The organism is Prevotella sp. khp7, from assembly GCF_900109055.1.
In the GTDB taxonomy this organism is placed as follows: domain Bacteria; phylum Bacteroidota; class Bacteroidia; order Bacteroidales; family Bacteroidaceae; genus Prevotella.
In genome coordinates, this window is record NZ_FOIV01000001.1 from 638023 (window position 1) to 664137 (window position 26115).

The 26115-nt window shown below is 43.2% G+C and carries 21 protein-coding genes; 11 read left to right on the forward strand and 10 right to left on the reverse strand.

Annotation, left to right across the window (positions count from 1 at the left end):
- Together BMX82_RS02805 and BMX82_RS02810 are read left to right on the forward strand one after the other, a co-directional pair.
- The gene (locus tag BMX82_RS02805; RefSeq protein WP_091765859.1) at nucleotides 1-1551 is read left to right on the forward strand and encodes a lipopolysaccharide biosynthesis protein; all 1551 of its coding nucleotides are present in this window, start codon (nucleotides 1-3) and stop codon (nucleotides 1549-1551) included.
- Complete coding sequence (locus tag BMX82_RS02810; RefSeq protein WP_091765862.1) at nucleotides 1548-2726, forward strand: glycosyltransferase family 4 protein; 1179 nt, start codon at nucleotides 1548-1550, stop codon at nucleotides 2724-2726. The genes BMX82_RS02805 and BMX82_RS02810 overlap by 4 nt, the downstream gene beginning before the upstream one ends.
- Here BMX82_RS02810 and BMX82_RS02815 read toward each other — a convergent pair.
- The 4 genes from BMX82_RS02815 to BMX82_RS02830 are packed head-to-tail and all read right to left on the reverse strand — an operon-like array spanning nucleotide 2686 to nucleotide 6891.
- Nucleotides 2686-3531 carry a glycosyltransferase family 2 protein gene (locus tag BMX82_RS02815; RefSeq protein ID WP_091765864.1) on the reverse strand — a complete coding sequence of 282 codons (846 nt, stop codon included), beginning with the start codon at nucleotides 3529-3531 and terminating at the stop codon, nucleotides 2686-2688. The two genes, BMX82_RS02810 and BMX82_RS02815, sit on opposite strands and share 41 nt — an antisense overlap.
- Before the next feature lie 12 nt (nucleotides 3532-3543).
- Nucleotides 3544-4680, reverse strand: coding sequence for a glycosyltransferase family 4 protein (locus tag BMX82_RS02820; RefSeq protein WP_091765867.1), 1137 nt, complete (start codon nucleotides 4678-4680; stop codon nucleotides 3544-3546).
- Between the two features lie 10 nt (nucleotides 4681-4690).
- Nucleotides 4691-5722 carry a glycosyltransferase family 2 protein gene (locus BMX82_RS02825; RefSeq protein ID WP_091765870.1) on the reverse strand — a complete coding sequence of 344 codons (1032 nt, stop codon included), beginning with the start codon at nucleotides 5720-5722 and terminating at the stop codon, nucleotides 4691-4693.
- Between the two features lie 8 nt (nucleotides 5723-5730).
- Complete coding sequence (locus BMX82_RS02830) at nucleotides 5731-6891, reverse strand: glycosyltransferase family 4 protein (RefSeq protein WP_091765872.1); 1161 nt, start codon at nucleotides 6889-6891, stop codon at nucleotides 5731-5733.
- Between the two features lie 85 nt (nucleotides 6892-6976).
- On the opposite strand from BMX82_RS02830, the gene BMX82_RS02835 reads away from it, so the two are divergent.
- Complete coding sequence (locus BMX82_RS02835) at nucleotides 6977-7882, forward strand: glycosyltransferase family 2 protein (protein ID WP_091765875.1); 906 nt, start codon at nucleotides 6977-6979, stop codon at nucleotides 7880-7882.
- Between the two features lie 4 nt (nucleotides 7883-7886).
- Here BMX82_RS02835 and BMX82_RS02840 read toward each other — a convergent pair whose 3' ends face one another.
- Together BMX82_RS02840 and glf are read right to left on the reverse strand one after the other, a co-directional pair.
- Nucleotides 7887-9023 (reverse strand): glycosyltransferase family protein, encoded by a 1137-nt coding sequence (locus BMX82_RS02840; protein ID WP_091765878.1) that lies wholly within the window; start codon nucleotides 9021-9023, stop codon nucleotides 7887-7889.
- Nucleotides 9024-9034: 11 nt separating this feature from the next.
- Complete coding sequence (gene glf, locus BMX82_RS02845; RefSeq protein ID WP_091765881.1) at nucleotides 9035-10168, reverse strand: UDP-galactopyranose mutase; 1134 nt, start codon at nucleotides 10166-10168, stop codon at nucleotides 9035-9037.
- Nucleotides 10169-10252: 84 nt separating this feature from the next.
- Between glf and BMX82_RS02850 the strand changes: the two genes are divergently transcribed.
- Nucleotides 10253-10843 carry an acyltransferase gene (locus tag BMX82_RS02850; RefSeq protein ID WP_091765884.1) on the forward strand — a complete coding sequence of 197 codons (591 nt, stop codon included), beginning with the start codon at nucleotides 10253-10255 and terminating at the stop codon, nucleotides 10841-10843.
- On the opposite strand, the gene BMX82_RS02855 is transcribed toward BMX82_RS02850, so the two are convergent.
- From BMX82_RS02855 to aspS, 3 genes are all read right to left on the reverse strand, one after another.
- Nucleotides 10840-11181, reverse strand: coding sequence for a hypothetical protein (locus BMX82_RS02855; protein ID WP_036913059.1), 342 nt, complete (start codon nucleotides 11179-11181; stop codon nucleotides 10840-10842). The two genes, BMX82_RS02850 and BMX82_RS02855, sit on opposite strands and share 4 nt — an antisense overlap.
- 60 nt (nucleotides 11182-11241) lie before the next feature.
- Nucleotides 11242-11556 carry a winged helix-turn-helix domain-containing protein gene (locus tag BMX82_RS02860; RefSeq protein WP_036913684.1) on the reverse strand — a complete coding sequence of 105 codons (315 nt, stop codon included), beginning with the start codon at nucleotides 11554-11556 and terminating at the stop codon, nucleotides 11242-11244.
- 167 nt (nucleotides 11557-11723) lie between these two features.
- Nucleotides 11724-13505 carry an aspartate--tRNA ligase gene (gene aspS, locus BMX82_RS02865; protein ID WP_091765886.1) on the reverse strand — a complete coding sequence of 594 codons (1782 nt, stop codon included), beginning with the start codon at nucleotides 13503-13505 and terminating at the stop codon, nucleotides 11724-11726.
- A 148-nt stretch (nucleotides 13506-13653) separates the two neighbouring features.
- Here aspS and BMX82_RS02870 point away from each other — a divergent pair, with 148 nt between their 5' ends.
- Nucleotides 13654-14043: a DUF1573 domain-containing protein gene (locus BMX82_RS02870; protein WP_036913065.1), complete on the forward strand. Its 390-nt coding sequence runs from the start codon at nucleotides 13654-13656 to the stop codon at nucleotides 14041-14043.
- Between the two features lie 426 nt (nucleotides 14044-14469).
- Here the strand turns inward: BMX82_RS02870 and BMX82_RS02875 are convergent, their stop codons facing one another.
- Nucleotides 14470-15648, reverse strand: coding sequence for a DUF3078 domain-containing protein (locus tag BMX82_RS02875; RefSeq protein WP_091765888.1), 1179 nt, complete (start codon nucleotides 15646-15648; stop codon nucleotides 14470-14472).
- 129 nt (nucleotides 15649-15777) lie between these two features.
- On the opposite strand from BMX82_RS02875, the gene yidC reads away from it, so the two are divergent.
- From yidC to BMX82_RS02905, 6 genes are all read left to right on the forward strand, one after another.
- Nucleotides 15778-17664 carry a membrane protein insertase YidC gene (gene yidC / locus BMX82_RS02880; protein ID WP_091765890.1) on the forward strand — a complete coding sequence of 629 codons (1887 nt, stop codon included), beginning with the start codon at nucleotides 15778-15780 and terminating at the stop codon, nucleotides 17662-17664.
- Nucleotides 17665-17668: 4 nt separating this feature from the next.
- The gene (locus tag BMX82_RS02885; RefSeq protein WP_091765893.1) at nucleotides 17669-19831 is read left to right on the forward strand and encodes a dipeptidyl-peptidase Dpp5; all 2163 of its coding nucleotides are present in this window, start codon (nucleotides 17669-17671) and stop codon (nucleotides 19829-19831) included.
- 100 nt (nucleotides 19832-19931) lie between these two features.
- Entirely contained in the window at nucleotides 19932-21554 is a 1623-nt protein-coding gene (locus BMX82_RS02890) for an MFS transporter (RefSeq protein WP_091765896.1), read from the forward strand.
- A gap of 7 nt (nucleotides 21555-21561) precedes the next feature.
- Nucleotides 21562-23028 carry a DUF1846 domain-containing protein gene (locus BMX82_RS02895; RefSeq protein WP_036913075.1) on the forward strand — a complete coding sequence of 489 codons (1467 nt, stop codon included), beginning with the start codon at nucleotides 21562-21564 and terminating at the stop codon, nucleotides 23026-23028.
- 8 nt (nucleotides 23029-23036) lie between these two features.
- Entirely contained in the window at nucleotides 23037-24377 is a 1341-nt protein-coding gene (locus tag BMX82_RS02900) for an MFS transporter (protein WP_091765898.1), read from the forward strand.
- A gap of 3 nt (nucleotides 24378-24380) precedes the next feature.
- Nucleotides 24381-26114, forward strand: coding sequence for a phosphoethanolamine transferase (locus BMX82_RS02905; protein ID WP_091765901.1), 1734 nt, complete (start codon nucleotides 24381-24383; stop codon nucleotides 26112-26114).
- Nucleotide 26115: the final 1 nt, after the last annotated feature.

Consider the following 26115-nt stretch of genomic DNA (forward strand, 5'->3'; position numbering starts at 1 on the left):
ATGGCAGAAAGAGTACACAAGAGTCTATTGAATGCAAAAGTAGGAATCATATTCTACTTTACGTCTATCATTATGACATTCTTCTCACGCCGTATTTTTCTGGACAACCTGGGCGCTGACTTTATCGGACTCACTGGTACTATCTCAAGTATTCTCGGTTTTCTTAATATTACGGAAGTGGGTATTGCCACAAGTATCGGATATTTCTTATACAAGCCTCTTGCAAATAGAGATCAGGATACTATAAACGAAATCGTCTCACTCTTTGGGTGGTTATACCGTATTGTTGGAACTATCATTCTATGTGGAGGTATTATAATCAGCCTGTTTTTTCCCTTTGTTTTCTCAAATTCGGGGATGCCTCTAGGAATCATCTTTTTCATGACATATTCATTTCTTGGTTCCGATGTGATAGGCTATTACTTCAATTACCGTCATATCCTATTGGACAGCGATCAGAAGACATACAAATACACGATATGGATACAGACAGGGGGAATAGTTAAGACTATTGTTCAGATATTATTAGCATACTACTATAAGAATTACTATATATTTGTAGGAGTCGAGTTCGTCTTCTGCCTGTTTATCTGCTGGGCTGTTAACTATGTAATTGATAAAGAGTATCCTTGGCTTCAAAGTGACAAAAGCAAAGGTAAACTCATCTTAAAACGATATCCAGAGATACTCAAAAAAACAAAACAAGTCTTTATTCATCGTATGAAGAATTTCTTCCTTTCTAAAAGCGATGAAATTCTTGTTTTCGCATTCGAATCACTACGCATGGTTACATGTTTTGGTAACTACATGATGATTGTCGGCAGACTAACTGGCTTATTCAATACAGTTTTTACAGGAATGAATGCCAGTATTGGTAATCTTGTTGCAGAAGGAAATCAAAGGAACATCAGAAAGGTCTTTTGGGAATTCGCAACTTTTAGGTACTGGATTACTGGTATTTTTATCATAGTCTTAACATTTATAATTAATCCATTTATTGGGTGGTGGCTTGGCCCACAATATATCTTAAAAGACCATATTGTTTTCTTGGTTCTTCTCAACATGTACATCATGCTCACGCGTCCTTCCGTTGACTTATTTATTAATGCATACGGACTATATGATGATGTATGGGCTGCCTATACAGAAGGAGCAATAAACCTAATAATCACACTCGTTATAGGATACTTTTACGGACTTATCGGTATTTTATTAGGTAAAACTATTAGTATGATATTACTTGTAGTAATCTGGAAACCATATTTTCTATACAGACATGGTTTCAAACAACATGTCGCAAAATACTGGCGCCATATTATTATTCACTATTTGATACTTCTCTTATGCCTTGCAGGCAATTACTTCCTTGCATTGGCGCTCTCACAAAAAGCAGAATTCACACTCATCAGTATTCTTCTATATGCAATCTGCATCTCCCTTCCCATCATCGTTTTATACACAGTATTTGTGTATCTATTTACCCCAGGCATGAAAGACCTTGGCAATAGAGTCCCTGTTATTTCCAAGATTCAAAATAAACTACTCAGATGAAAATAGTATATTTATTAAAATCATTTGCTGCTAAAGGCGGAGAAGAAAGAGTGATGGCAGACAAGATGAATTATCTTGCCGAACATGGACATGAAGTAACATTGATAACATCAGAACAGGGGCAACATGAGCTAGTATATCCTTTGCATCATTCCATCAACCACGTTGACCTAGATACCCGTTTCTTTACTATTACCAATCTGCCGCTATTGAAGAAGGTTCATTCCTTACATCTCATGCGGAAGATATATATTAGGCGTTTGACCGCTATTTTGAACGAACTACGTCCTGACATCATAACGTCTACAATTATGCCACTTAAGAACATACGCCTAACAACTCGTGCATGCAAAGCTACGGGTATTCCTCTTATATTAGAATCACATTTGGCATTCAAGGCAACTATTAAACAAAATGATTTTGCTAAAAAGTCTGCGAGATGGTACCTTGCAAAGTTATATGATATATGGAATCTTCGTCCATTACATCATTGCAGCCAACTTGTGGCACTGACCAAGGGAGATGCAGACAATTGGAGAAAATATTGCAAGAATGTTATAGTAATACCGAATCCAGTGACCCATATACCTGATCAAATTGATGACGTTGAAAAGATTCCTAATCGTATTATAGCCGTAGGCAGGCTTCATGCTCAGAAAGGATTTGACTTGCTTATAGAAGCATTCAGCCTCATTGCGTCCAAGATACCCAATTGGTATATTGATATCTACGGACAGGGAATTGATAGGGATCTGCTTAGAGACCTGATTGATAAGAAGGGCCTTATCGGACGTGTTAACTTGAAGGGAGTTTCCAATTCTATCTATGATGAATACAAAAAGAGTCAATTCCTTGTACTTAGCTCCCGTTACGAAGGTTTCGGTTTGGTTTTAATTGAAGCTATGTCTTGTGGAATTCCGTGTGCAGCATTTCGATGTGAATATGGTCCTGAAGACATCATCTCTGACGGCTCAGATGGTTTGCTAATAAAGGATGGTGACATCAAAGAGCTGGCAAGGAAGATATTATGGTTGGCAACTCACTCTCAAGATTGTGCGAAAATGGGAAGTGAAGCAAGAAAAAAGGCTCTTTTATTCAATATGGATGCAATCATGAAAAGATGGATTGAGTTGTTCAATGCACAATATTATCATCATTATCCTCATAATGATTAGCTCTATAGAACAAACGTGTTATTCCTTTCATTTGCACCTTAATATGTTTCAAGAAACTTTGCCATAGAGGCTCCTGTCCCATAGTACCATAGCCCGTTATAGCCCGACACCGTCTATCGCGAACAAATACAATTCTACCATATTTCTTAAGATTAAAAGCCATTGAGCCATCTTCTCCACGAATAATATCAACACGATATGGCTCCTGGCGTCCATAGTCGGCATTATACGCAAAGACTAAGCCTCTAACACTTAATTCCGGTCTTTTAAAATGTTGAATCCATAGAAACAGATCACGAGTTAACTCATATATCTTCAAACCTAGCTTAGAATGATTTGAATCAGGGAAATAACTCCATGTAGCTGAAACACAAGCGACTCCAGGTTTCAATAGCTGCTCAAGCATTACCTCATAATAGTATGGAGGATAGATAGTATCACTATCGACATCAAAATAAAAGCGTCCTTTTGAATGTTGGAGGCCACAGCGACGAGCATACCCACAAGAGTGCTGATACTCTCTATAATAGGGGATTCCCGATTTTTCAAAAATTTCTGCCGTTCGATCCTTAGAATTATTATCTACTCCTATAATCTCCAGCGGATACTTGCATTTAATCTCACTAATAGCCCACAGGCACGCTTGAAGATGAGTTTCTTCATTATATCCGATCACGACTACAGATGCTAATGGTTGGTCGCTCTGTAAAGCAGCTAAACGCTCACGAGTTCCATCAATAATGTCCTGGGGAACTTCACTAAACGGCTTGCCATAAATGGACAAATACTTATCATACCATGCCATATCTATATCGTTTTAAAGTGATTCAAACAATTCTATCCAACGATGCATAACTTGATCTCTTGAGAACATGCCAGCTCTAGCAATCGCAGCCTGCCCCATTGATTCACGAACATCTCTATTCTCTATAAGATAACAGATTTTCTCTGCCATTTTCCGAACATCACCAGCCTCAACCAGATAACCACTCACACCATCTTCAATAATATCCCGAGGGCCACAAGGACATGCAAATGAAACAACTGGCAAACCTGTTCCCATAGCCTCAACTAACACTAAGCCAAAGCCTTCATATCGTGAACTTAAAACATAGATACTGCTTTCTGAATATTTCTCATAGACATGACCCACTGACTTATGACAGGTCACTGATGATGATAAACATAATTCATCTGCCAATTTCTGATATGAAATATTGTCTCCACTACCATATATATCCAAGTGCCAATCAGGGTGACGAGCACTCACAATTTTCCATGCATCTATCAACATATCAAAGCCTTTCTGCCAAGAATATCTACCAACTGCGACAACCCTTTTAGACGACAAATCCGACTTTAGAGAAGTATTAGAAAACACGAAATTAGGAATCACAACCAGATTAGTCAGCTCTGGCCAATTCTTGGAATCTTCTTTCGTCAAAACAACAAAACGGTCAAGGCGCTTAAGCTGCTTTATCAAACTACCTACCCATAAATTACTAATCCACTCATTTATTAATTTAGGAAAGAAGGGCTTTTCAAATCTTCTATAAAAAGGACGTGCGAAATGTATCTCTGCGACTTTCTTACTTCCGTCTTTAATATTATTAATAAAATTGATTTCACGACGACAAATTGAAACTGTAATATCCGGACGGACTTTCATCAGATAGTCTGTAAACATCTGCCTGAACTTACGCTGTTTCAACCAATAAAACAAGACTTTCTTATATATAGGCATAACATCCAACTCATCGAAGTTGATGTCAAAGTTGACCCATTTAACCTTAGGATTGATATCATAAAACCATGGAGCACCAGCCTTCTCCGTCAAAATCATATAAAGATCATAGTTCGTATGCTCTGCCAGATAATTGATCTTCTGGCTAAGGATTGCTCCCATTCCGTTGGGAGATAAAAGGCCTCCCACAAAGTACACTATTTTTTTCATATGTCTCCGTTTATATGACTTTCTTTATTTTCCCTGCTATACGAACAAAAGGCACGAACAAAGAGTTTGGTATATGAGATAATGTCCAAAGCGCCATATTACCCATCAACCTTCCACGACGGCATATAATGTCGGAAAACTTTAATGGCATCTGCATTAACTGTCTTAGTTCCGAATTTGAGATCATTGGGTGTATTATTGACTGATGCTTCAGGACATAACATACTACATAGAAACTATTCATTCCCAAATTATAATTCATGTAAGGGACATAAGAATGACCTCGTAGAACTTCCAACTTATCTTTAAGATAATTGACTACAGATGCGTTCTTAAGTATTTCTTCCTTGTGCAATGTTTTACGCTCTTGGAAATGAGAAAGTGAATCTGGACGACATATATAATAATAGGTAATTTCGGGCAATAGAATGGCACGACGAACTTTAGTAACCATCTCATATGTAAAAGCCATATCTTCCCAGAAAATTGCATCAACAAAATGCAAATGGGTATCACGAAGAGTTGATATTTTCATCAAGCAATTACATACAGAGATTCTAAATGTTGAATAGTTTTTAAAGGCATACATTGCAAGTCCATCAGGTTCTGTAAACAGCATATAAGGATAAACAGATTGAACTGACGGGCTCTTATCAATGACATCTATTCTTTCCCAAGACCCATATACAATTTCTGCATCAATCTTTTGGGCATGATCAAACAACAACTGAATAGTATCAGACATTATTATATCATCAGAATCAAGGAAAAAGAGATAATTACCTCTTGCTTCATCAAGTATTCTGTTTCTTGCGACTCCTATTCCGTAATTCTTTTCATGACGAAGAATACGGATATCCTTACCGCGAGGATGTTCCTTCTGCAATCGTTCAATCACATCCATTGAGCCATCTCCTCCACAATCATCCAAAACCAAGAACTCAATGCTTGGGAATGTCTGCGAAAGAGCTGATTCCATTGTCTTTTCAATGTATCCAGCAGCCCGATAAACCGGAATTCCTATAGTTACTTCGTATTGCATCCTCGTTTCTATTCTTCAGATACTGCTTTCTCAAATAATCTTCTCCACCGTTCAGCAATTTCATCCATCTGGAACCGATGTACATCAACCAATGCGCATGATGACATGTTATGTCGCATAATCTCATCAGACATCAGCATTCTCATCGATTCTGCCAATTTCTCAATACTACCAGATGGGACCAATATACCATTTTCCATGTGTCGGACAATATCCTTAGGGCCGCATGGGCAATCGAAAGAGATGACAGGAAGGCCACAAGCCATTGCTTCGATAAGAACCATACCAAAGCCCTCAAAGCGAGAACTAAATACAAACAAAGAACTATTCAAGTACTCATGCTTAATATCATCGACTGGACCACATAAATGGCATCTGTTACTATCTATCCTGAGATCTTCCATCAATTTCTCATAAGCAGAACGATCACCCATGCCATAAATTGCCAATGACCAATCCGGCATTTGTTTCTCAACCTTTGACCATGCTTGCAACAACAGGTCAAATCCCTTTTGATAGACATAACGACCAACCGCGATAATACGCTTATTGGTTAATGGGCTCACCTCATCTATATCAAAAGCTAAAGGATTTGGAATTGAAACTACATTATTCAGTTCCGACCATGCAGACTTATCTTCTTCAGTCAGAACGACAAAACAGTCTAGATGCTTAAGATGAGACACAAGACTTTTCATCCAGAACTTTGCGAAGATATTCTTGAAAACATTAGAATTCTCTACCTCAAAATTGCGATAGTTATTACGATTGACATGGAGTTCACCAATCTTCTTACTGCCATCACGAATACTGGTCAGAAAATTAATCTCACGTCGCAAAAGACTAATGGTTATATCAGGGCGGATACGCATCAGTTCAGCAGTCAGTCTTTTCCTGTATATTCTCTGCTTCTTCAAATAGACATATATCTTCCTTGCGAATGAGCAGTTCCACAGTTCTTCAAAGTTGATATCAAGATTAATAACCTTGATTTTATCAGACAAGGGATAGAATAATGCTTTATCTTTACCTTCCGTCAGAATAATAGTGATATCATACCCATCATGCTCTGCAAAATAGTTGGCTTTGAGTGTTAATACACGTTCAACCCCTCCAGCCATATACAAGGCTGGTGTACAATACACTATTCTCAGAGGCTTGTCATCCATAATGTCTCATATTTTATGCAAATATACTGAGATTATTTGGAAAAATCAAATTTAATCCTTATTTTTGCACCAAGAATGAAGAAAAATGATAAAAGTCAGCGTCATACTCCCAATATATAATGTTGCACCTTATCTGGACGATGCATTCCAATCTCTTATCAATCAATCGTTAAAAGAGATTGAAATCATCGCCGTTAATGATGGTTCTACCGATGATAGCGAAGAAATCATAAAAAAATATGCAGGACAGGACGCTCGTATCAGTTTCTATAGTCAGACAAATCAAGGTCAGTCCGTTGCCCGCAATCTTGCTTTACAACATGCCAGTGGAAGATATATCTATATGATGGACTCCGACGATATTTTAGCAGATAGAGAAGCGTTAAGGATCTGTTACGATTATGCAGAGGACAACCATGCTGACTTTATCTTCTTTGATGGCAATATCATACAAGAAGAAGGAGCAGCCCCCCTTACATGGAACTATCAAAGGACACAAGAATGGGAAGAAAACAAAGCCATTATAGGGGAGAATTTATTAAATAGAATGTTAGACATTAGCAAACACAACTGTGTAGTATGGCTTCTTCTAATTAAACATGACTATCTCAAACGGATTGGTCTCAGCTTTTATCCAGGAATTATCCATGAAGACGAGCTCTTCACTACGAAGTTAACTTTACAAAGCAATAATATATATTGTCTAAAAAAGAGTTTCGTCAATCATCGTGTCAGGTCTGTTTCTACTATGGGGAAGCATTATTCAAAAAGAAATATAAACTGTTATCTGACCGTCATTGATGAACTCTTAAGATGGCAAAAGAGTCCAATAATCCACAAATTTGCAAAATATACCTTGAGCAAGGTTTTCTATACTGGGCACATCATACCTTTCAAAGATAAATTCAGTGTATTTGGAAGGGCATTAAGATCTGGCTATATAAAATATATCGGAATCAAATCTTGTATGGTTTTTTGGCTAAAGCGATAAAAAATCAGGCCTCTTCAACAACACGTTTCATCTGAATCTTCCAACTCAAATTTTCTACAGTCTTACGTATCTCCTGGGGAGCGAATTTGTTATGATCAATAAAATCAAGAATCTCCTGGATGTTGATAGGGCTCTCGTCTGGAGAGGCTTTTATAATATAAGGTTTATCATCAAAATCACTATCAGTCTCAGAATAAATAAATGGAATTCCACGGGTGGCATACTCGCGATTCTTTAATGTCTTGATTATCTTAATACCTGAACGATGACGGGCCAGACTACCTACAGCAAAGCAACATTGATTGAAGACACGATTAAGTTCTTCACCAAACAACTGACCATGGAAAAACACTTTATCTCGAATACCGTAACGATCCATTAACTCAACAAAACCTGGAGCGTGCATCGAGTCGTACATTTCACTTTTCCATACTCCGCCAACAATATGGAAGAAAATTGATCTTGGTTTGGAGGTATTCCTATAGTATTCTCCCATTCCTGCTATCAGACGGTCAAAGCCATGCCAATAATGAACTTCTGCGACTCCAATCAAATGAATTGCTCCGTCACTTAAAGGATGGTAATCATGCAAAGGTATACTATCGAAATCAACACCATTGCTAATTCGGATAGTACGCTGTCCAAATATCTGTTCTGCATCAGAAAATGTCACTATAGCATCCATCTGCTTAGAAAGACGATTTCTGAACAGTTGGTCAATTTTCAAATTCACACGTGTTATAAATGGAAAGCCAACGAACTCTGCATCATAAGGATAGGTAGGAATCTCGGTCACAGTTTTGATGCCCAATTTCCTTAGCCTTTTAAACAGCCTTATCAACCATGGATTGGCATTTTGGAAACAGCGAGCATATACAAGGTGAACGCCATTGAGTTTACAATACTCATAAATACACTCATAATCAATACGCTGACGAAGTCCGGCAAAAAGACCTTTTCCATAATCTTCAATAACCTCGTCGTCAATATATCGACATTTATGACCATTCTCGGCATAGCCATAGTAGCAGAGGTGGACTTCATAACCATTCTCACGAAGTCCCTTCACTTGGTGGTGAATTTTCTTACTAATACCGCTGACTTCTGAAAAGCCATGATAAACGAGGAAAAGAATCTTCATTTACAACCTATCTATTCAAACAGCCCCATCACTTTTTCAACAATAGGAGCCATGTCGTAATATTTATACTCTGCAAGGCGCCCACCAAGAATCAGGTTGGGTTCTTGTTCTGCCAAATCACGATATTGCTGATAGAGCGACATGTTACGTTCGTCGTTGACACTGTAATAGGGTTCCATACCCTCTTTCCACTCCGTAGAGTATTCACGGGAGATAATAGTCTTGGGGCATTTATATACATCGTCACCAAACATCTCGAAATGCTTGTGTTCGATGATACGGGTGTAGGGGATTTCGGCATCGGTGAAGTTCATGACAGCATTACCCTGATAGTTGGGCAAATCAAGGATTTCTTCCTCAAAACGAACAGTACGGAACTCTAACTTACCAAAGCGATAGTCATAAAACTCATCGAGTTTACCAGTATAAAGAATCTTGTCAGCGATAGACTCCCAATGCTGGCGATCACCGAAGAAGTCAGAGTTCAACCTGGTCTCTACCCCTTCAAGCAAACCATCAATAAGTTTATTATATCCCCCCATAGGAATACCCTGGAAGCGATCATTAAAATAGTTATTGTCATAGATGAAGCGAACGGGCAGACGCTTGATAATAAAAGCGGGAAGTTCGCTGCACTTACGTCCCCATTGCTTTTCTGTATATCCTTTTATAAGGATCTCATAAATATCCTTTCCTATCAACACCTGGGCCTGTTCCTCAAGGTTACGAGGTTCCGTAGCGCCATCGGCCCGCATCCTCGCAAGCGCCTCCTGACGCTGTTCCTCTATCTTTGCCTGAGCTTCTGCTGGTGTAAGAACTCCCCACATCTGATAGAAGGTATTCATGTTGAAAGGCAGGTTGTACTGTTTGCCTTTATAATTGGCGATGGGCGAGTTGGTATAGCGATTAAACTCAACTATAGAATTCACGAAATCCCACACCTTTTTGTTTGATGTATGAAAAATATGAGCACCATATTTATGAACATTGATGCCTTCGATATTCTCGCAATAGATGTTTCCTCCAAGATGGTTGCGTTTATCAATGACCAGACAACGCTTGCCCTGACGATGAGCCATATAAGCAAACGTAGCGCCATAAATACCTGCTCCAACAATAAGATAATCGTAATGTTTGTCCATCATTCACAGATTTTTCTGCAAAATTAGAGAAAAATTTGCTAATATACAAAATAATTCGTACTTTTGTAGTCATAAATAACAAAAGCGATGAATAACGAAGCCATCAGAGAAATGTTTAAGAAGAATCCGAAATGGAAGAATTTCATTGATTGGATTATCATGAATCAGGTGGAGACAAGGCCACGTTGGTTTATCAGGATATTATCACCTCTCTACCAGCATCGGGGCAAACATTCCGTGATTCATAGTTCTGTCAGGATGGACACCCCACCTTATAGAAAGTTCTCGCTTGGCGACTATTCAGTAATTGAATCATTTGCTTGTATTAACAATGCTGTTGGAGATGTAATCATTGGCAATTACACGAGGATCGGATTACACAATACCATTATCGGCCCTGTGACCATTGGTCATCATGTAAATTTAGCGCAGGGCATCACAGTAACTGCCCTTAATCATAAATTTGAGAATCCAGACATAAGAATTGACGAACAGGGTGTATCGACAAAACCCGTTGTCATAGGAAATGACATCTGGGTTGGAGCTAATGCCGTTATTCTTCCTGGCATAACTATAGGAGACCACTCTGTCATAGCTGCAGGGGCGATTGTCACCAAAGATGTCCCTCCCCACTCTCTCGTAGCAGGAGTCCCCGCCAAGGTCATAAAACAAATCTAAGAATCAAATAAATTCAAGGAGAGGTCAACAGCAGGCTTCTCCTCTTTGTTCTCCTGTTGACGGGATTCGCTAAACTCTATCATAAGTTGGCGGGCATCGGAATTATTCTGAGTATTCAATCGATAACAGCCACGTTTGCCAGTTGCCTCAACCAGAGAGAGAGAAGACTTGGAGTTTTTCAGAAGGTATTGCTGAACATAGGCACGGATTTCATCCAAATCAGGAGTAAAAAACAGGCTTGAGTTACAATTATAGATATGCTTGGCCAACAACTGCACGCTGATGCCCTTATCACCGACCTCCATAAGAATGTCTAATATCTGCCTGTCGTATATCATTCTATTAAAAAAGGCCGGTAAAAGCGATTACCGACCTTCTTCTATTGTACGTTAATTGTCTTATGCCAATGTAACTTTCTCTCCGTCGTTAGCAAGCTTGCCCTCCTTAAAGAGCCATCCAAGTCCGAGAAGAGTCTCTTCCTCAGAAATCTTTGCAGCTTTAGCAATCTCCTTTACGGTGAGAGCCTTACCTGCTGCAGCCAGTGCCTGATAAACATCTCCTGCCTTGAAACCTATATTCTCAGCATTCACTGCGAGAACAGACTTTGCTGCGGCCTTCTTAGGAGCTGCGGCTTTCTTCACGGTTGCGGTTTTCTTAGCTGCGGCTGCCTTTGTATCAGTAGCCTTCTTAGCTGTTGTTTTCTTTTCTGCCATAGTTCTTAATAATTTATTCTTTATTGAGTTATTTATCTCTCTCATCTTTTCGAGTGCAAAAATAGCACTATTAATTCAGACAAGTTATTGATATTTAAGTTTTTTTGGCAGAACACAGCTTATTCTTGACGAATATCAAGCGGCGAACGAAGCAAGTACAGTGAAATTCATTCACTGTCTTGCGAGGAGGAGCTAGAACGAAGTTCAATCGAAAGGTTCAGCTCTTCTAACTGCTTAGGATCAAGTTCTCCAGGAGCGTCAAGCATCACGTCGCGACCACTGTTATTCTTCGGGAAGGCAATGCAGTCACGAATGCTATCGAGACCAGCCATGAGACTTACGAAACGATCGAGACCGAAGGCCAAACCTGCGTGAGGAGGTGCTCCATACTTAAAGGCATTAATCAGGAAGCCGAACTGTGCCATCGCACGCTCGGGGGTGAAGCCCAGAATCTGGAACATCTTTTCCTGCAGCTTTCCATCGTGGATACGCAGTGAACCTCCACCAACTTCGACACCATTGCAAACAAAGTCGTAAGCTACGGCACGGACCTTAGCAGGATCAGTATCCAACAGAGGAATATCATCAGGATTAGGCATCGTAAACGGATGGTGAGTAGCCATCAGGCGCTGTTCCTCATCGCTCCACTCAAAGAGTGGAAAGTCGACAATCCAGAGACATACGAACTTATCCTTATCGCGAAGACCAAGACGATCACCCATCTCCAGACGGAGTGTACAAAGCTGAACACGGGTCTTATTAGCATTGTCGCCACTAAGAATCAGCACGAGATCACCATCCTTGGCACCACATGCCTCCTTAACCTTAGCCCAAACCTCAGGTGTATAGAACTTATCGATAGATGACTTAACAGTACCGTCCTCGTTGAACTTGACATAAACCAAGCCCTTAGCACCTACCTGAGGACGCTTTACAAACTCGGTAAGTTCATCGAGCTGCTTACGAGAATAGTTAGCGCAACCAGGCACGCAGATACCTCCGATATAGGTAGCCTCATTGAAAACAGGGAAAGTGCCTGTGCCCTTGAGCTGGTCCATCAGCTCAACAAACTCCATGCCGAAACGCAAATCGGGCTTATCACTACCGAAGCGACGCATAGCCTCATGCCATGTCATACGCTGGAGTGCAGGCAGTTCGACACCACGAACCTCCTTGAACAGATGACGAGCGAGATCCTCGAAAATCTGGAGTACATCCTCCTGATCAACAAACGACATCTCACAATCAATCTGTGTGAACTCAGGCTGACGGTCGGCACGTAGGTCCTCATCACGGAAGCACTTGGCAATCTGGAAGTAGCGGTCGAAACCACTAACCATCAGCAACTGCTTCAGGGTCTGAGGTGACTGTGGCAATGCATAGAACTGACCAGGATTCATACGAGAGGGGACTACAAAGTCACGAGCTCCCTCTGGAGTAGAACCAATCAATATAGGAGTCTCAACCTCAATAAACTCCTTAGAGTCCAAGAAGTTACGAATCAGGATGGTCATACGATGACGCAGTTCAAGGTTTTTGCGAACAGCATTACGACGCAAGTCGAGATAACGATACTTCATACGGATGTCATCGCCTCCGTCAGTGTTATCCTCAATAGTAAACGGCGGTGTAAGGCTTTCACTCAGCACATTCAGTTCCTTGACCAGTATCTCGATATCACCTGTAGGCATCTTAGGATTCTTACTCTGACGCTCGCTAACCTCACCCTTTACCTGAATACAGAATTCACGACCAAGCTTGTTGGCTCGCTCACACAAAGCCGCATCATCTGCCTCGTTGAAAACCAACTGAGTCAATCCGTAACGGTCACGCAGGTCGACGAATGTCATGCCACCCATCTTACGACTACGCTGAACCCAACCTGCAAGTGTTACAACACTACCTGCATCGGAGAGACGGAGCTCTCCACAAGTCTTACTTCTATACATATTTATTATTCTTTTATTCCTTTTGAGGTGCAAAGGTACGAATAAGCGAGTAAAAAACCAAAAAAAGATGAAAAAAAAGTGTCCTTAGTGTCCTTAGTTAATTAAAATGCTTATCTTTGCATCAGAAATTAACAAAGAACACTTGAATATGAAAAAGATTGCATTGATGACTTTACTGCTGATGTGCGGCCTGACGGTTGCCTTGGCACAGAAACCCGCCGAGATTAAGTTCGACAAACTGACCCACGACTTCGGAACTTTTTCCGAAAGCAGTCCTGTTGTGACCTATACATTCACCTATACCAATGTAGGCGAGTCGCCTTTGATTATCAATCAGGCTGTAGCCAGCTGTGGATGCACCGTTCCAGAGTACACCAAGACACCCATCAAGCCAGGTGAGAAGGGGCAGATCAAAGTAACCTATAATGGTACAGGTAAATTCCCTGGGCATTTCAAGAAATCTATCACCGTTCGCACCAACGGCGTCGTTGAGATGACCCGTCTCTATATTGAAGGAGAAATGACTGAAGCAAAATAACCACTCAGGCCTCATACGTATATGAGGCGCGCAGATGGTTTTGTCTATAGTAAAACAACTTGTTTTACTTTCTAAAGTATCGTCTTTTACATAGAAAAAGATAGTCTTTTCAAAGGTAAAACAAGTTGTTTTACTTTTTTGCATGACGTCTATTAAGCGTATAATCCTTATTCTCAAACATTTAAAGGCCTACTTTCAAGGCGTGAAGGTAAGTGACAGATAACAAGAAACCATCACCCGCCTTAGACATCAGTATATCAGGCTGTTACAACAAGAAGTGACGGATTCGCAAAAAAAAACCGAATAAAAAAGAAAAAAATTATATCTATAGAAAAAGTTAGTCGTAAGGAAACTATGAGTTATATTACGACAAACCCATAGTTTCCTTACGACTAACTAGTAGTTACCTATATAACAAAACAAGAATTAGAAGTTATAGGTAAATCCCACCGATGAATACTCCTTGAACTGGAGATAGCCAAGATCGTCATCCTTAACTCCGGCATCGTCGAAACGTGGGAAGAGGAACAAGTTGGCAGAGATATATTTCGAAACACGCAGTTCAAAGGTGTTTTCCCACTCAATCTCAGCACGCTTATAAGAAGTGAAGGCATAGAAGCGCGACTTCCACGTTACAACATCATTCATCTTCCAGACAAGATCGGCCGTCACTTGCGAACCGAAATCAAGAAGCGAGTGCTTGCCCTCTTTCAAACCATAACTTGGTCCAAGAGCAAGACGCCCCACATAACGATAGTTCACTGCAAGGGGCGACAGGTTGACCGTTCCTGTCAGTTTCTTATTTTTCGACTCTACCTTGTAGTCCATACCAAGACCGATATTCAGATTAAAAGGCGACATAAAATCAGAATAGGTTTTGGCATCATTTGATTTCAAACCTCGAGTGAACTGTGTATAAGTGAGCAATTGGAGAGTATAATACCAATTTTTGGTAGCTTCAAGTCCCACCTTACTTGTAAAACGCAAGAGGTCTTCATTTGACTTGAACTTGTGAAGAGAGTCCGTACGAGAACGCAGGAAACCGAGTTTCATCTCCAGCTTATTATCCCACTTCCATTTATTCTTATTGTCATAGTTGGCTTCTAGCGTCAAAGAGCCGACCGCAGAGTAGTTCGACTCACCACCCTTATACCAGTTGCCAGAAACATAGTTCTGCATGAACTGCAGGAAGCCATCGCCTTTTTTTGTCCAGAAATTAGGTTTCTGCACCATTACGTCGGTAGGCACATCCTCTGGCATATCGAATATCGGTTCTTCAACCTTCTCAACCAATTCCACCTTATTCTCTATAGGAGCATCTACATCCTTACGGATTTCTCCAGACTTCTGAAGCTCTGTTTCTGTGGCGCTAACCAGATCCGGGCGATTCAGATAAATATTCAACAACGCAGCGTCAACAGCATCAGCCACAGCATCCTTACCTGTATCATTAGAGGCTATGTCCAATGTTTTATCAGCTACATTGTGGTAGAACGTCATCGGTGCAAACAGGCGATAATATCGTCCGTCGACACTGTCGTTTGGCTGGGCGGCCTTTACGCTGAGCGCAAAAATTGCCGCGATGAATAATATGTTTTTTCTCATAACTGGTGGCAAAGATACAAAATTTATAATAGATTTCGCAGAATTAGCAGATTTTTTTGTACCTTTGCACCTTGATTTATTGTGAACTTTAATTAATAAAGCAAATATAAAAAATAAAAATAAACAGAAATGAACAAAGACACTATCATCGGCTTTGTGCTTATTGCGCTGGTTCTCATCGGCTTCAGCTGGTATAATCAGCCATCGGCAGAGGAAATTGAAGCCGCACGCAAACAAGACAGTATTGCAACAGCCATCAAGGATAACGCTGCCAAAAAGCAGCAAGCTGAAGAGGCTGCACAAAAAGCTCAGGCTGAGACAGACGCAAAAGGAGACTCAACGGCACTCTTCTACTCAGCGCTCAACGGCACCGCCCAGCCTGTCGTGCTGAAAAACGACAAGGTAGAACTGACCTTCAACACCAAAGGCGGAACTATCAGCAAAGCCGTCATCAAGGGCTTTGAGGATCGTGACAACAAGATGGATGTGACACTTTTCGACGAGAAGACACAGAAGATGAACTTCATGCTCGCAGGAAAGTCTGAGAATATCATCACCCAGGATTTGTATTTCACACCATCTAACGTAACCGACTCTACCGTGACGATGACCGCTCAGGCTGGCAATGGTGGCAGCATCATATTCAACTATATACTAGGACAGGACTATATGCTCCACTTCACTTTGCAGGTTAATGGTCTGAATGGCATGTTCGCTCCTAACTATAAGGAGATAGACGTTGAATGGACAGACTTGATTCGTCAGCAGGAGAAAGGCTTTACTTTTGAGAACCGCTACTCTACCCTGACCTATAAGGAGAAGAAGGGCAGCACAGACTATCTGAGTGAGACTTCTGAGAAAATCGACGAGAAGATTGATGAGCAACTCGACTGGGTGGCCTTCAAAAACCAGTTCTTCTCTGCTGCCTTGATTGCCAAAGACGAGTTCGCAGCTAATTCTCTGATGACCAGCATCCCTCAGCAGAAGGGCTCAGGCTATCTGAAGCAGTTTAATGCTAAGATGAAAACCGCATTCGACCCCTCAGGCATGCGCCCGTCAGAATTTGAAATGTATATTGGTCCTAACGATTTCCGACTGATTAAGGATGTTGAGGAACAGAGTACTTTTGGAAAGGATCTCGATCTGGAGCAGTTGGTATATCTCGGATGGCCTTTGTTCCGTTATATCAACCGTTTCTTCACGATCTACGTGTTTGACTGGCTCACGTCATGGGGCTTCTCAATGGGTATCGTACTGATTCTGATTACCCTGTTGCTGAAGGCTATTACCTTCCCAATGGTGAAGAAAAGCTACATGTCATCTGCCAAGATGCGTGTGCTGAAACCGAAACTCGACGAGGCCACCAAACAGTATGACAAGCCAGAGGATCAGATGAAAAAGCAGCAGGCCATGATGCAGATGTATTCTCAGTATGGCGTATCACCCCTGAGCGGCTGTCTGCCTATGCTGATTCAGATGCCAATCTGGATTGCGATGTTCAACTTCGTACCAAACGCTATCCAGTTGCGCCGTCAGTCTTTCCTTTGGATCGATGACCTTTCAACCTACGATCCTATCGTGGAATGGAGCACCCATATCTGGGGTATTGGCGACCATCTGTCGTTGACCTGTATTCTCTTCTGTGTGGCCAACGTGCTCTACAGCTACATGACCATGCGCCAGCAGCGCGACCAGATGGTGGGTCAGCAAGCCGAGCAGATGAAGATGATGCAGTGGATGATGTACCTCATGCCCCTCTTCATGTTCTACCTGCTTAACGACTACTCTTCTGGTCTGAACTTCTACTACTTCATCTCGCTGTTCCTCTCGGCAGCCATCATGTGGGTGCTCCGCAAGACCACAAACGACGAGAAACTGCTTGCCATCCTCGAGGCAAAGTATCAGGAGAACAAGAGCAACCCCAACAAGAAAACAAGCGGACTCGCTGCGCGCCTTGAAGCCATGCAGAAGCAGGCAGAGGAAATGCAGCGTCAGCGTATGAATCAAAAGCGATAACGGTATGAAGAAGCTAACAACCATTGTTGCCTTAGTAGCTCTGATGCTGCCAGGTAGCGTAAATGCAGATAACGACGTGAAAATCGGAAAGCAGAATATCAAACTCGAGAGCGACCTGATGACCCCAGAGGCACTATGGGCCATGGGACGAATCGGAGCTGCCGAGGCAAATGCCGACGGTAGCAAGATTGTCTATCAGGTAGGTTATTATAGCGTAAAGGCCAACAAGAGCCAACAGAAGATTGCCATCATCAATGCTGATGGCACTGGAAACACAACGCTGACTACAGGCTCTAAAAGCGAGACCGATCCCACTTGGTTCCAAGGCAAGATAGCCTTCCTCTCTGGAGGCCAGATTTGGACAATGAACGCTGATGGTTCTGACCGCAAGCAGATTTCCAAGACAAGCAAAGATATCGAGGGCTTTAAGTTCTCACCAGATGGCAGCAAAGTCATTCTGCTTCACAGCCTCGACTTCAATGAGATTATCAAGAAGAATCCTGAGGATCTTCCAAAGGCATCAGGCCGTCTGGTGACAGACCTGATGTATCGCCATTGGGATCACTATGTGGAGAGCATTCAGCACCCATTCGTGGCAGAAGTGACAGAGGACGGTATCAAGGACGGCATAGACATGCTGGAAGGCGAACCTTTCGAATGCCCGATGGAGCCGTTTGGCGGTATTGAGCAGTTAGCCTGGAGCCCAGACTCTAAGTCAATTGCCTATACCTGTAGAAAGAAGACTGGCAGAGCATATGCCATTTCTACCGATTCAGACATCTACCTATATAATATAGGTACGCGTGAGACAAAGAATCTCTGCAAGCCCGCTGACTATGTGGAGCCAGAACTGGATCCTACAAAGACCATGAAGTATCAGAAGGTTAATGCAGAAGAAAATCTCGTTAACAATGTCGGTTACGACCAGAATCCTCAGTTCTCACCCGATGGCAAGTATGTGGCTTGGACCTCGATGAAGCGAGATGGTTACGAGGCCGACCGCAACCGCCTGTGTATGTACAACTTAGCTACTGGCGAGAAGAAATACATGACAGAGAGCTTTGACTCTAACGTCGATGCTTTCGTATGGGCTAAGCCAAAAGACAAAGACGCTCAGTTCTATTTCATCGGCGTATGGCACGGTTGCGTGAATATGTATGCTGTTGATAAAAAAGGAAGTATCAAACAACTGACAGAAGACTGGGCTGACTGGGTAAGCATCGCTCACGCCAACAACGGCAATAAGTTGCTCGCCATCCGTCAGAGCATCTCTGCGCCTAACGACATCTACATTGTCACACCTGGCAAGAAGCAGACTGACGTTCAGCAGATCACTTTCGAGAACAAGCATATCACAGACCAACTTTCTTTTGGTAAGGTACAACAGCGCTGGGTGAAGACAAGCGACGGCAAGGACATGCTGACATGGATTATCCTGCCTTCAAACTTCGACCCCAACAAGAAATACCCCACTCTGCTCTTCTGTGAAGGAGGTCCTCAGAGTCCTGTGTCTCAGTTCTGGAGCTATCGCTGGAACTTCCAGATCATGGCTGCCAACGGCTATGTTGTAGTAGCCCCCAACCGTCGTGGTCTGCCAGGTTTCGGACAGGAGTGGCTTGAAGAAATCAGCGGCGACTGGACAGGTCAGTGCATGAAGGATTATCTTGCAGCCATCGACGATGCGGCAAAGAATCTGCCTTATGTCGACAAGGATAAGCTGGGTGCTGTGGGCGCCTCATTCGGTGGGTTCAGTGTCTACTATCTGGCTGGTCATCACGACAAGCGTTTCAAAGCTTTCATCTCTCACGATGGCGCCTTCAATCTCGAGTCGATGTATACAGACACAGAAGAGGTATTCTTCTCTAACTGGGAATATGATGATGCCTTCTGGAACAAGGATCAGACAGCTAATGCCACTCGCACCTACAACTATTCTCCACATAAGTTCGTAGACAAGTGGGACACACCTATCCTCTGTATCCATGGCGAGAAAGACTATCGCATCGTCTACAATCAGGGTATGGGCGCATTTAACGCCGCCCGTCTGCGTGGAATCCCAGCTGAACTGCTGATATTCCCCGACGAGAACCACTGGGTACTGAAACCCCAGAATGGTGTACTCTGGCAGCGCACATTCTTCAACTGGCTCGACCGTTGGTTGAAATAAAACGGAGGTATACTCCGAGTAAACCCATACTTTACCCGGAGTAAAATGAGACTTTAGTCGGAGTAAACATATAGAAGCAAAATACAAAGAAATTAGAATAATGACTCAAGCAATTCAAAAAACATTACGCGACTCCGCTGGAATGAGGTGGACCGCTTTGCTGCTGCTCGCTATGGCGATGTTCTGCAGCTACATCTTCATGGATATCCTCTCACCTATCAAGGACCTGATGCAGGAGACTCGCGGATGGGACTCTACGGCATTCGGAACCATGCAGGGTTCAGAGGTATTCCTCAACGTGTTCGTGTTCTTCCTCATTTTCGCAGGTATCATTCTCGACAAGATGGGTGTACGTTTCACTGCTGTGCTTTCTGCTGCTGTGATGGTAGTCGGAGCCTGCGTAAAATGGTATGCCGTGAGCGAGAGTTTCATGGGTACAGGACTCGAGACTTGGTTTAACAACAATCTGAACTATATCCCCGTCTTCGACGAATTAGGCGTATCGCCTTTCTATGAGGGTATGCCAGCATCAGCCAAGTTTGCTGCCTGTGGATTCATGATCTTCGGTTGCGGCTGCGAGATGGCTGGTATCACCGTTTCAAGAGGAATCGTGAAGTGGTTCAAGGGGCGCGAGATGGCTCTGGCCATGGGATCGGAGATGGCTCTGGCCCGTCTGGGTGTTGCCACATGTATGATTTTCTCGCCGTTCTTCGCCCGTTTGGGTGGCGAGGTGAGCGTTAGTCGTAGCGTTGCCTTTGGCGTCGTGTTGATGTGTATCGCCCTGATCATGACCATCGTCTACTTCTTCATGGATCAGAAGCTCGACAGCCAGACTGGCGAGGCAGAAGAGAAGGACGACCCGTTCAAAATCTCAGACCTTGGAAAGATTCTGACCGATACAGGATTCTGGATTGTAGCTTTACTCTGTGTACTCTACTATTCTGCCATCTTCCCATTCCAGAAATACGCCGTGAACATGCTTCAGTGCAATCTGACACTAACAACTCCCGACGCCGATTCATTCTGGGCTTCGTCGAGTGTGACCATCATACAGTACATCATCATGCTGATTGTTGCCGCCGCTGGTTTCGCCAGCAATTTCCAGAAAAAGGCTAATCTGAAATATGGTCTTCTCGGTCTTTCAATCGTGGCACTCATTACTTACTGTTATATGGGTTACATGCGTCAGTCGGCTGAGAGTATCTTTGCTGTCTTCCCACTGCTCGCAGTACTGATTACTCCAATCCTTGGCAGCTATCTCGACCATCACGGTAAGGCGGCTTCGATGCTTGTCTTGGGTAGCATTCTGCTGATTGCCTGTCACCTGACATTCGCTTTCGTACTTCCTTTGTTCAAGGGCAATGCTGTTGGCGGCATCATCATTGCCTATACCACCATCCTTGTGCTGGGTGCTTCATTCTCATTGGTTCCTGCCTCATTGTGGCCATCAGTACCCAAGTTGGTTGATGCCAAGGTGATTGGCTCTGCCTATGCCCTGATTTTCTGGATCCAAAACATTGGTCTTTGGCTGTTCCCTCTGCTCATCGGCAAAGTGCTCGACAAGACGAACCCTGGTGTTACTGATCCCACACACTTCAACTATACCGCACCACTTGTAATGCTCGCATCGCTGGGTGTAGCCGCTTTGATTCTCGGCTTCGTACTGAAAGTTGTGGATCGCAAGAAAGGAATTGGACTGGAATTACCCAACATAACCGAATAAGACAACAATGAAGAAGATAGGTTTCGATAACGATAAATACCTCAAGATACAATCTGAGCATATCAAAGAACGTATTGCCCAGTTTGACGGTAAACTGTATATGGAGTTAGGTGGCAAGCTCTTCGACGATCACCATGCTTCACGTGTGTTGCCAGGCTTCAAGCCTGATTCAAAGCTCCGTATGTTGGCCCAGCTGCGCGACAGCATCGAGATTCTCATCGTGATTAGCGCTGAGGACATCGAAAAAAATAAAATACGTGCCGACCTGGGAATCACCTACGACGAAGACGTACTCCGTCTGCGCGATGAGTTCATGAGTCGCAACTTCATGGTAGGTAGCGTCGTCATCACCCACTATAACGGACAGCATGCCGCCGATCAGTTCCGTCACCGTCTGGAGCGCGAGGGTATCAAATCTTATATCCACTACCCCATTGACGGATATCCACATAACGTGGAGCTCATTGCTTCCGATGAGGGCTTTGGAAAAAACGACTATGTGGAGACCACTCGTCCACTCGTTATAGTAACTGCGCCAGGTCCTGGTAGCGGCAAGATGGCAACCTGTCTCTCACAACTATACAATGAGAACAAGCGCGGCATCCGTGCAGGTTATGCGAAATTCGAGACCTTCCCAGTATGGAGTCTGCCATTGAAGCATCCTGTCAACATTGCCTACGAGGCTGCGACTGCCGACCTCAACGATGTGAACATGATTGACCCCTTCCATCTTGAAGCCTATGGCAAGACTGCCGTTAACTATAATCGCGACATTGAAATCTTCCCTGTACTGAATGCGCTCTTTGAGGGCATCTATGGCGAGAATCCCTACAAGTCGCCTACGGATATGGGTGTTAACATGATTGGTTTCTGCATCAGCGACGACGAAGTATGTTGTAAGGCTTCAAAAGATGAAATCATCCGCCGTTTCTACGATGCAACCAACAAGATGGCTGATGGAGCAGACAACGAAAGTGAGGTGAACAAAATCCGTATGCTCTTCAACCAGGCAAAGATCACTACTGCTTTCCGTCCTGTTACAACAGCTGCCTACGAAAAGAAACTGGAAACAGGACTTCAGGCAGCAGCCATCGAACTTGAAGATGGCACCATCATTACAGCCAAGTCAACACCACTTCTGGGTTGTAGCGCTGCCCTTCTGCTTAATGCGACCAAATATCTGGCAGAAATCGACCATGAGGCGAAGCTTATTCCACAGAGTCTTATCGAACCCGTTCAGAAGACAAAGATTGAGTATCTGGGCGGAAAGAATCCTCGCTTGCATACCGATGAGGTTCTTGTAGCCCTGAGTGTACTTTCAACCCATGACGAGAACTGTCGCAAGGCATTAGCTCAGCTTCCGAAGCTACGTGATTGTCAAGTACACACTACAGTAATGCTCTCAGAAGTAGACCGTAAGATCTTCAAGAAACTTGGCTGCAACCTAACCTGCGATCCCATTAAAAAGAAATAGTAAGAATCGTGACTGAGGCTATCCGACAACGACTCAACGACTCGCCCGTTGCACGATGGACCGTACTACTCATTGTAGCAACAGCTATGATGATGGGCTACTTCGTAAACGATGTAATGTCTCCGTTAGAGACGTTGTTGGAAATGCCCAAGGAGGCGGGCGGCCTTGGATGGACACCTAGCGATTACGGATTCTTTTCCGGATCCAGTGGACTGATTAATGTTTTTCTGTTGATGCTGTTCTTCTCGGGACTGATTCTCGATAAGATGGGCATCCGATTCACAGGTATTCTGGCATGTAGTCTGATGGTTCTCGGAACCCTGCTGAAGCTTTATGGTGTTACGGTCGACTTCGGCTCAGATATGGTATCATTCTTCGGCTTCGAGCTACCCATGTCTGTAGCTGTGGCTTCGCTTGGCTTTGCTATCTTTGGCGTTGGCTATGAGATGACTGGCATTACCGTTTCTAAGGCAATGGTACGTTGGTTTACAGGCCATGAGTTGGCATTAGCTATGGGCATTCAGTTGGCAATGGCTCGCTTAGGTACAGCTGCTGCACTGAGCATCTCTGCGCCAATAGCAAGGCACTTCACACTTTCCATGCCACTACTCGTTTCTCTGGCATTCCTCATCATCGGCCTGCTGGCATTCCTTGTATTCTGTGTCATGGATCGCAAACTGGACTCATCGGCTTCGTCACAAACAACTAATAGTGAAGAATTCCATTGGAGCGATATCAGAGTAACCTTGCGCAATCCTGGTTTCTGGCTGATCACACTTTTCTGTGTACTCTTCTACTCTGCTGTGTCTCCTTTCCTGAAATTCTCTACGAAACTGATGGTGATAAAGTATGGCGTTGACACAGATATCGCAGGCTTCTTCTCATCGATAGCACCCTTCGGTACTATCATGATGACACCAGTCTTCGGACTGATAAATGACCGTTATGGCAAAGGCGTGACTCTTGTTATCACGGGAGCTCTCATGCTGACATGCGTACATTTCGGTTTCTCATTGCCTCTGCACAACAGCACCATAGCCATTGCCCTAATGGTGATTCTCAGTATAGGCTATTCTCTGGCGCCAGCCGCCCTATGGCCCTGCGTGCCCAAAATCATTCCATTGAAATGTCTTGGCACAGCCTACTCTATGATTTTCTTCATCCAGAACTTCGGACGTGCCATCATTCCCATGTTTGTAGGAAAGGCCAATGAGACTGATTCTTCCTACACCACTTCCATGCTTATCTTCGGCTTTACAGCCCTTGGCGCAGCCCTCATTGCTGTTGCCATGTTCTACGTCAACCGTCAGAAAGGCTACGGCCTACAACTGCCTAATATTAAATCGTAAGTTATGAAACAGATACTTAAACCAATCCTAGACAATATCACACTATTCATCATCTCCATCTTGTTGCTTGGCGGGTTTGATGTATTCTACCACCAGTACAATTTCCATGAGAACGACACCATGGGCATGTTATCGGCTTATGGAGAAATGATTCTGGAAGCCTATCTGATTTGTCTCTGCTCATACTGGCTGAGAAAGATTCATCTGAAAGTGGCTTTCTATATTATTCTATTCACCATCTACGCTGTCAACTGTTACCTGCGCTATGCATATAGTACAGACATATCGCCAAAGATTCTTTTGCTACTTTTCGAGACCAACAATAAAGAGATTACTGGTTTCTTTAAAACCTATTTTATGACTCCGGCCATGTATAAAACCATAGCCATCGTCAGTTTTATGCTCTTATTAACCGTCATTGGCGAATTATACCGTGAGAAAATCACCAGACTCATCAGAAGGCCAATCACCGTATGGCTATTAATACCCATCCTTCTGCTTGGCGCAGTTGGTGGCGCGGGAGCCATTGGCAGATATGTCAGACTTGCTATGTGCAAGAACACTTTCGAGGCAGAACGATGGCTTATGGAAATACCCTATCGTAAAGGAATGCCAATGCCTAACCTCTGCTACTCGGTGGATGCGATTCACATGTCTGGGCAAGACCTCTATTATATGATTAACGCTACAGAAGCTGCAATCAGTGATGTGAGATGTGAGCAAAACGACTCTCTGAACATCGTACTTGTCATTGGTGAATCGTATAATAAGCACCACGCTTCTCTTTACGGATATCCACTCAACACAACACCTTATCAGTGTCAAGAGCGCGAACGAGGTAACCTCTATGCCTTCAATCATGTAAAAGCTCCACACAACATGACCAGTATCGTCCTAAAGAACGTACTCTGCTGCAACAACATCCATGAGGGAGAACGGTGGCATGATTTCCCGTTCTTTCCAGCCATCTTCAAGAAGGCAGGCTACGACGTATGGTTCTGGGACAATCAATACAAATGGGATCCTGATGCAGCATGGGCATTTACGCTTAATTCGGTCCTTTTCAATGAGAGAATACAGGAACTATCGTATACAGCCATCAACGAGACAGGCTCTACATACGACGGAGGGCTCATCGCCGACTTCGAGAAAAACAAGAAAGAGCAACTCGGTAAGCATAACCTGATGATTTTCCATCTAGCAGGTCAGCATTTCCCTGCCAGCATGCAATACCCACAAGAGAAAAGCTATCAAATATTCTCTGCCAACGACATCAAAGACAAAGCTCCATATCTGAATAACGAAAGCCGTCAGCGTATTGCTGAATACGCAAATGCCACGCGCTATAATGATGAGGTCATCTGGCAGATTATGAATCTCTTCAAGCATACGAACACACTGTTGATTTACTTCCCCGACCATGGTGAAGAGGTATATGACTATCGTGATTTCTATGGGCGACAGATTCTCGGAGAAGATAAAATCACACCAGAGCTGATTAAATACCAATTGGAAATCCCATTCGTCGTATGGTGCTCTGACAAATGGAAACACACGCACGAAACAGAATGGAAAGCAATTGGAAAAGCAACAGATCGTGAGTTCTCTACCGACAACGTGTGCCATCTTCTCTTCCGTCTTGCAGGCATCAAGACTAAAGAATATAAGCCAGCGCGCGATTTGTTCAGTCCTGAGTTTGAACCGCAGACGAAAGAATATGATATTCTTTCACTCTAAG

Bases quoted from the DNA above. Each gene is read 5' to 3' on its own strand.
- BMX82_RS02805 (WP_091765859.1), top strand. From the start codon at position 1: ATGGCAGAAAGAGTACACAAGAGTCTATTGAATGCAAAAGTAGGAATC.
- BMX82_RS02810 (WP_091765862.1), top strand. From the start codon at position 1,548: ATGAAAATAGTATATTTATTAAAATCATTTGCTGCTAAAGGCGGAGAA.
- BMX82_RS02815 (WP_091765864.1), bottom strand. From the start codon at position 3,531: ATGGCATGGTATGATAAGTATTTGTCCATTTATGGCAAGCCGTTTAGT.
- BMX82_RS02820 (WP_091765867.1), bottom strand. From the start codon at position 4,680: ATGAAAAAAATAGTGTACTTTGTGGGAGGCCTTTTATCTCCCAACGGA.
- BMX82_RS02825 (WP_091765870.1), bottom strand. From the start codon at position 5,722: ATGCAATACGAAGTAACTATAGGAATTCCGGTTTATCGGGCTGCTGGA.
- BMX82_RS02830 (WP_091765872.1), bottom strand. From the start codon at position 6,891: ATGGATGACAAGCCTCTGAGAATAGTGTATTGTACACCAGCCTTGTAT.
- BMX82_RS02835 (WP_091765875.1), top strand. From the start codon at position 6,977: ATGATAAAAGTCAGCGTCATACTCCCAATATATAATGTTGCACCTTAT.
- BMX82_RS02840 (WP_091765878.1), bottom strand. From the start codon at position 9,023: ATGAAGATTCTTTTCCTCGTTTATCATGGCTTTTCAGAAGTCAGCGGT.
- glf (WP_091765881.1), bottom strand. From the start codon at position 10,168: ATGATGGACAAACATTACGATTATCTTATTGTTGGAGCAGGTATTTAT.
- BMX82_RS02850 (WP_091765884.1), top strand. From the start codon at position 10,253: ATGAATAACGAAGCCATCAGAGAAATGTTTAAGAAGAATCCGAAATGG.
- BMX82_RS02855 (WP_036913059.1), bottom strand. From the start codon at position 11,181: ATGATATACGACAGGCAGATATTAGACATTCTTATGGAGGTCGGTGAT.
- BMX82_RS02860 (WP_036913684.1), bottom strand. From the start codon at position 11,556: ATGGCAGAAAAGAAAACAACAGCTAAGAAGGCTACTGATACAAAGGCA.
- aspS (WP_091765886.1), bottom strand. From the start codon at position 13,505: ATGTATAGAAGTAAGACTTGTGGAGAGCTCCGTCTCTCCGATGCAGGT.
- BMX82_RS02870 (WP_036913065.1), top strand. From the start codon at position 13,654: ATGAAAAAGATTGCATTGATGACTTTACTGCTGATGTGCGGCCTGACG.
- BMX82_RS02875 (WP_091765888.1), bottom strand. From the start codon at position 15,648: ATGAGAAAAAACATATTATTCATCGCGGCAATTTTTGCGCTCAGCGTA.
- yidC (WP_091765890.1), top strand. From the start codon at position 15,778: ATGAACAAAGACACTATCATCGGCTTTGTGCTTATTGCGCTGGTTCTC.
- BMX82_RS02885 (WP_091765893.1), top strand. From the start codon at position 17,669: ATGAAGAAGCTAACAACCATTGTTGCCTTAGTAGCTCTGATGCTGCCA.
- BMX82_RS02890 (WP_091765896.1), top strand. From the start codon at position 19,932: ATGACTCAAGCAATTCAAAAAACATTACGCGACTCCGCTGGAATGAGG.
- BMX82_RS02895 (WP_036913075.1), top strand. From the start codon at position 21,562: ATGAAGAAGATAGGTTTCGATAACGATAAATACCTCAAGATACAATCT.
- BMX82_RS02905 (WP_091765901.1), top strand. From the start codon at position 24,381: ATGAAACAGATACTTAAACCAATCCTAGACAATATCACACTATTCATC.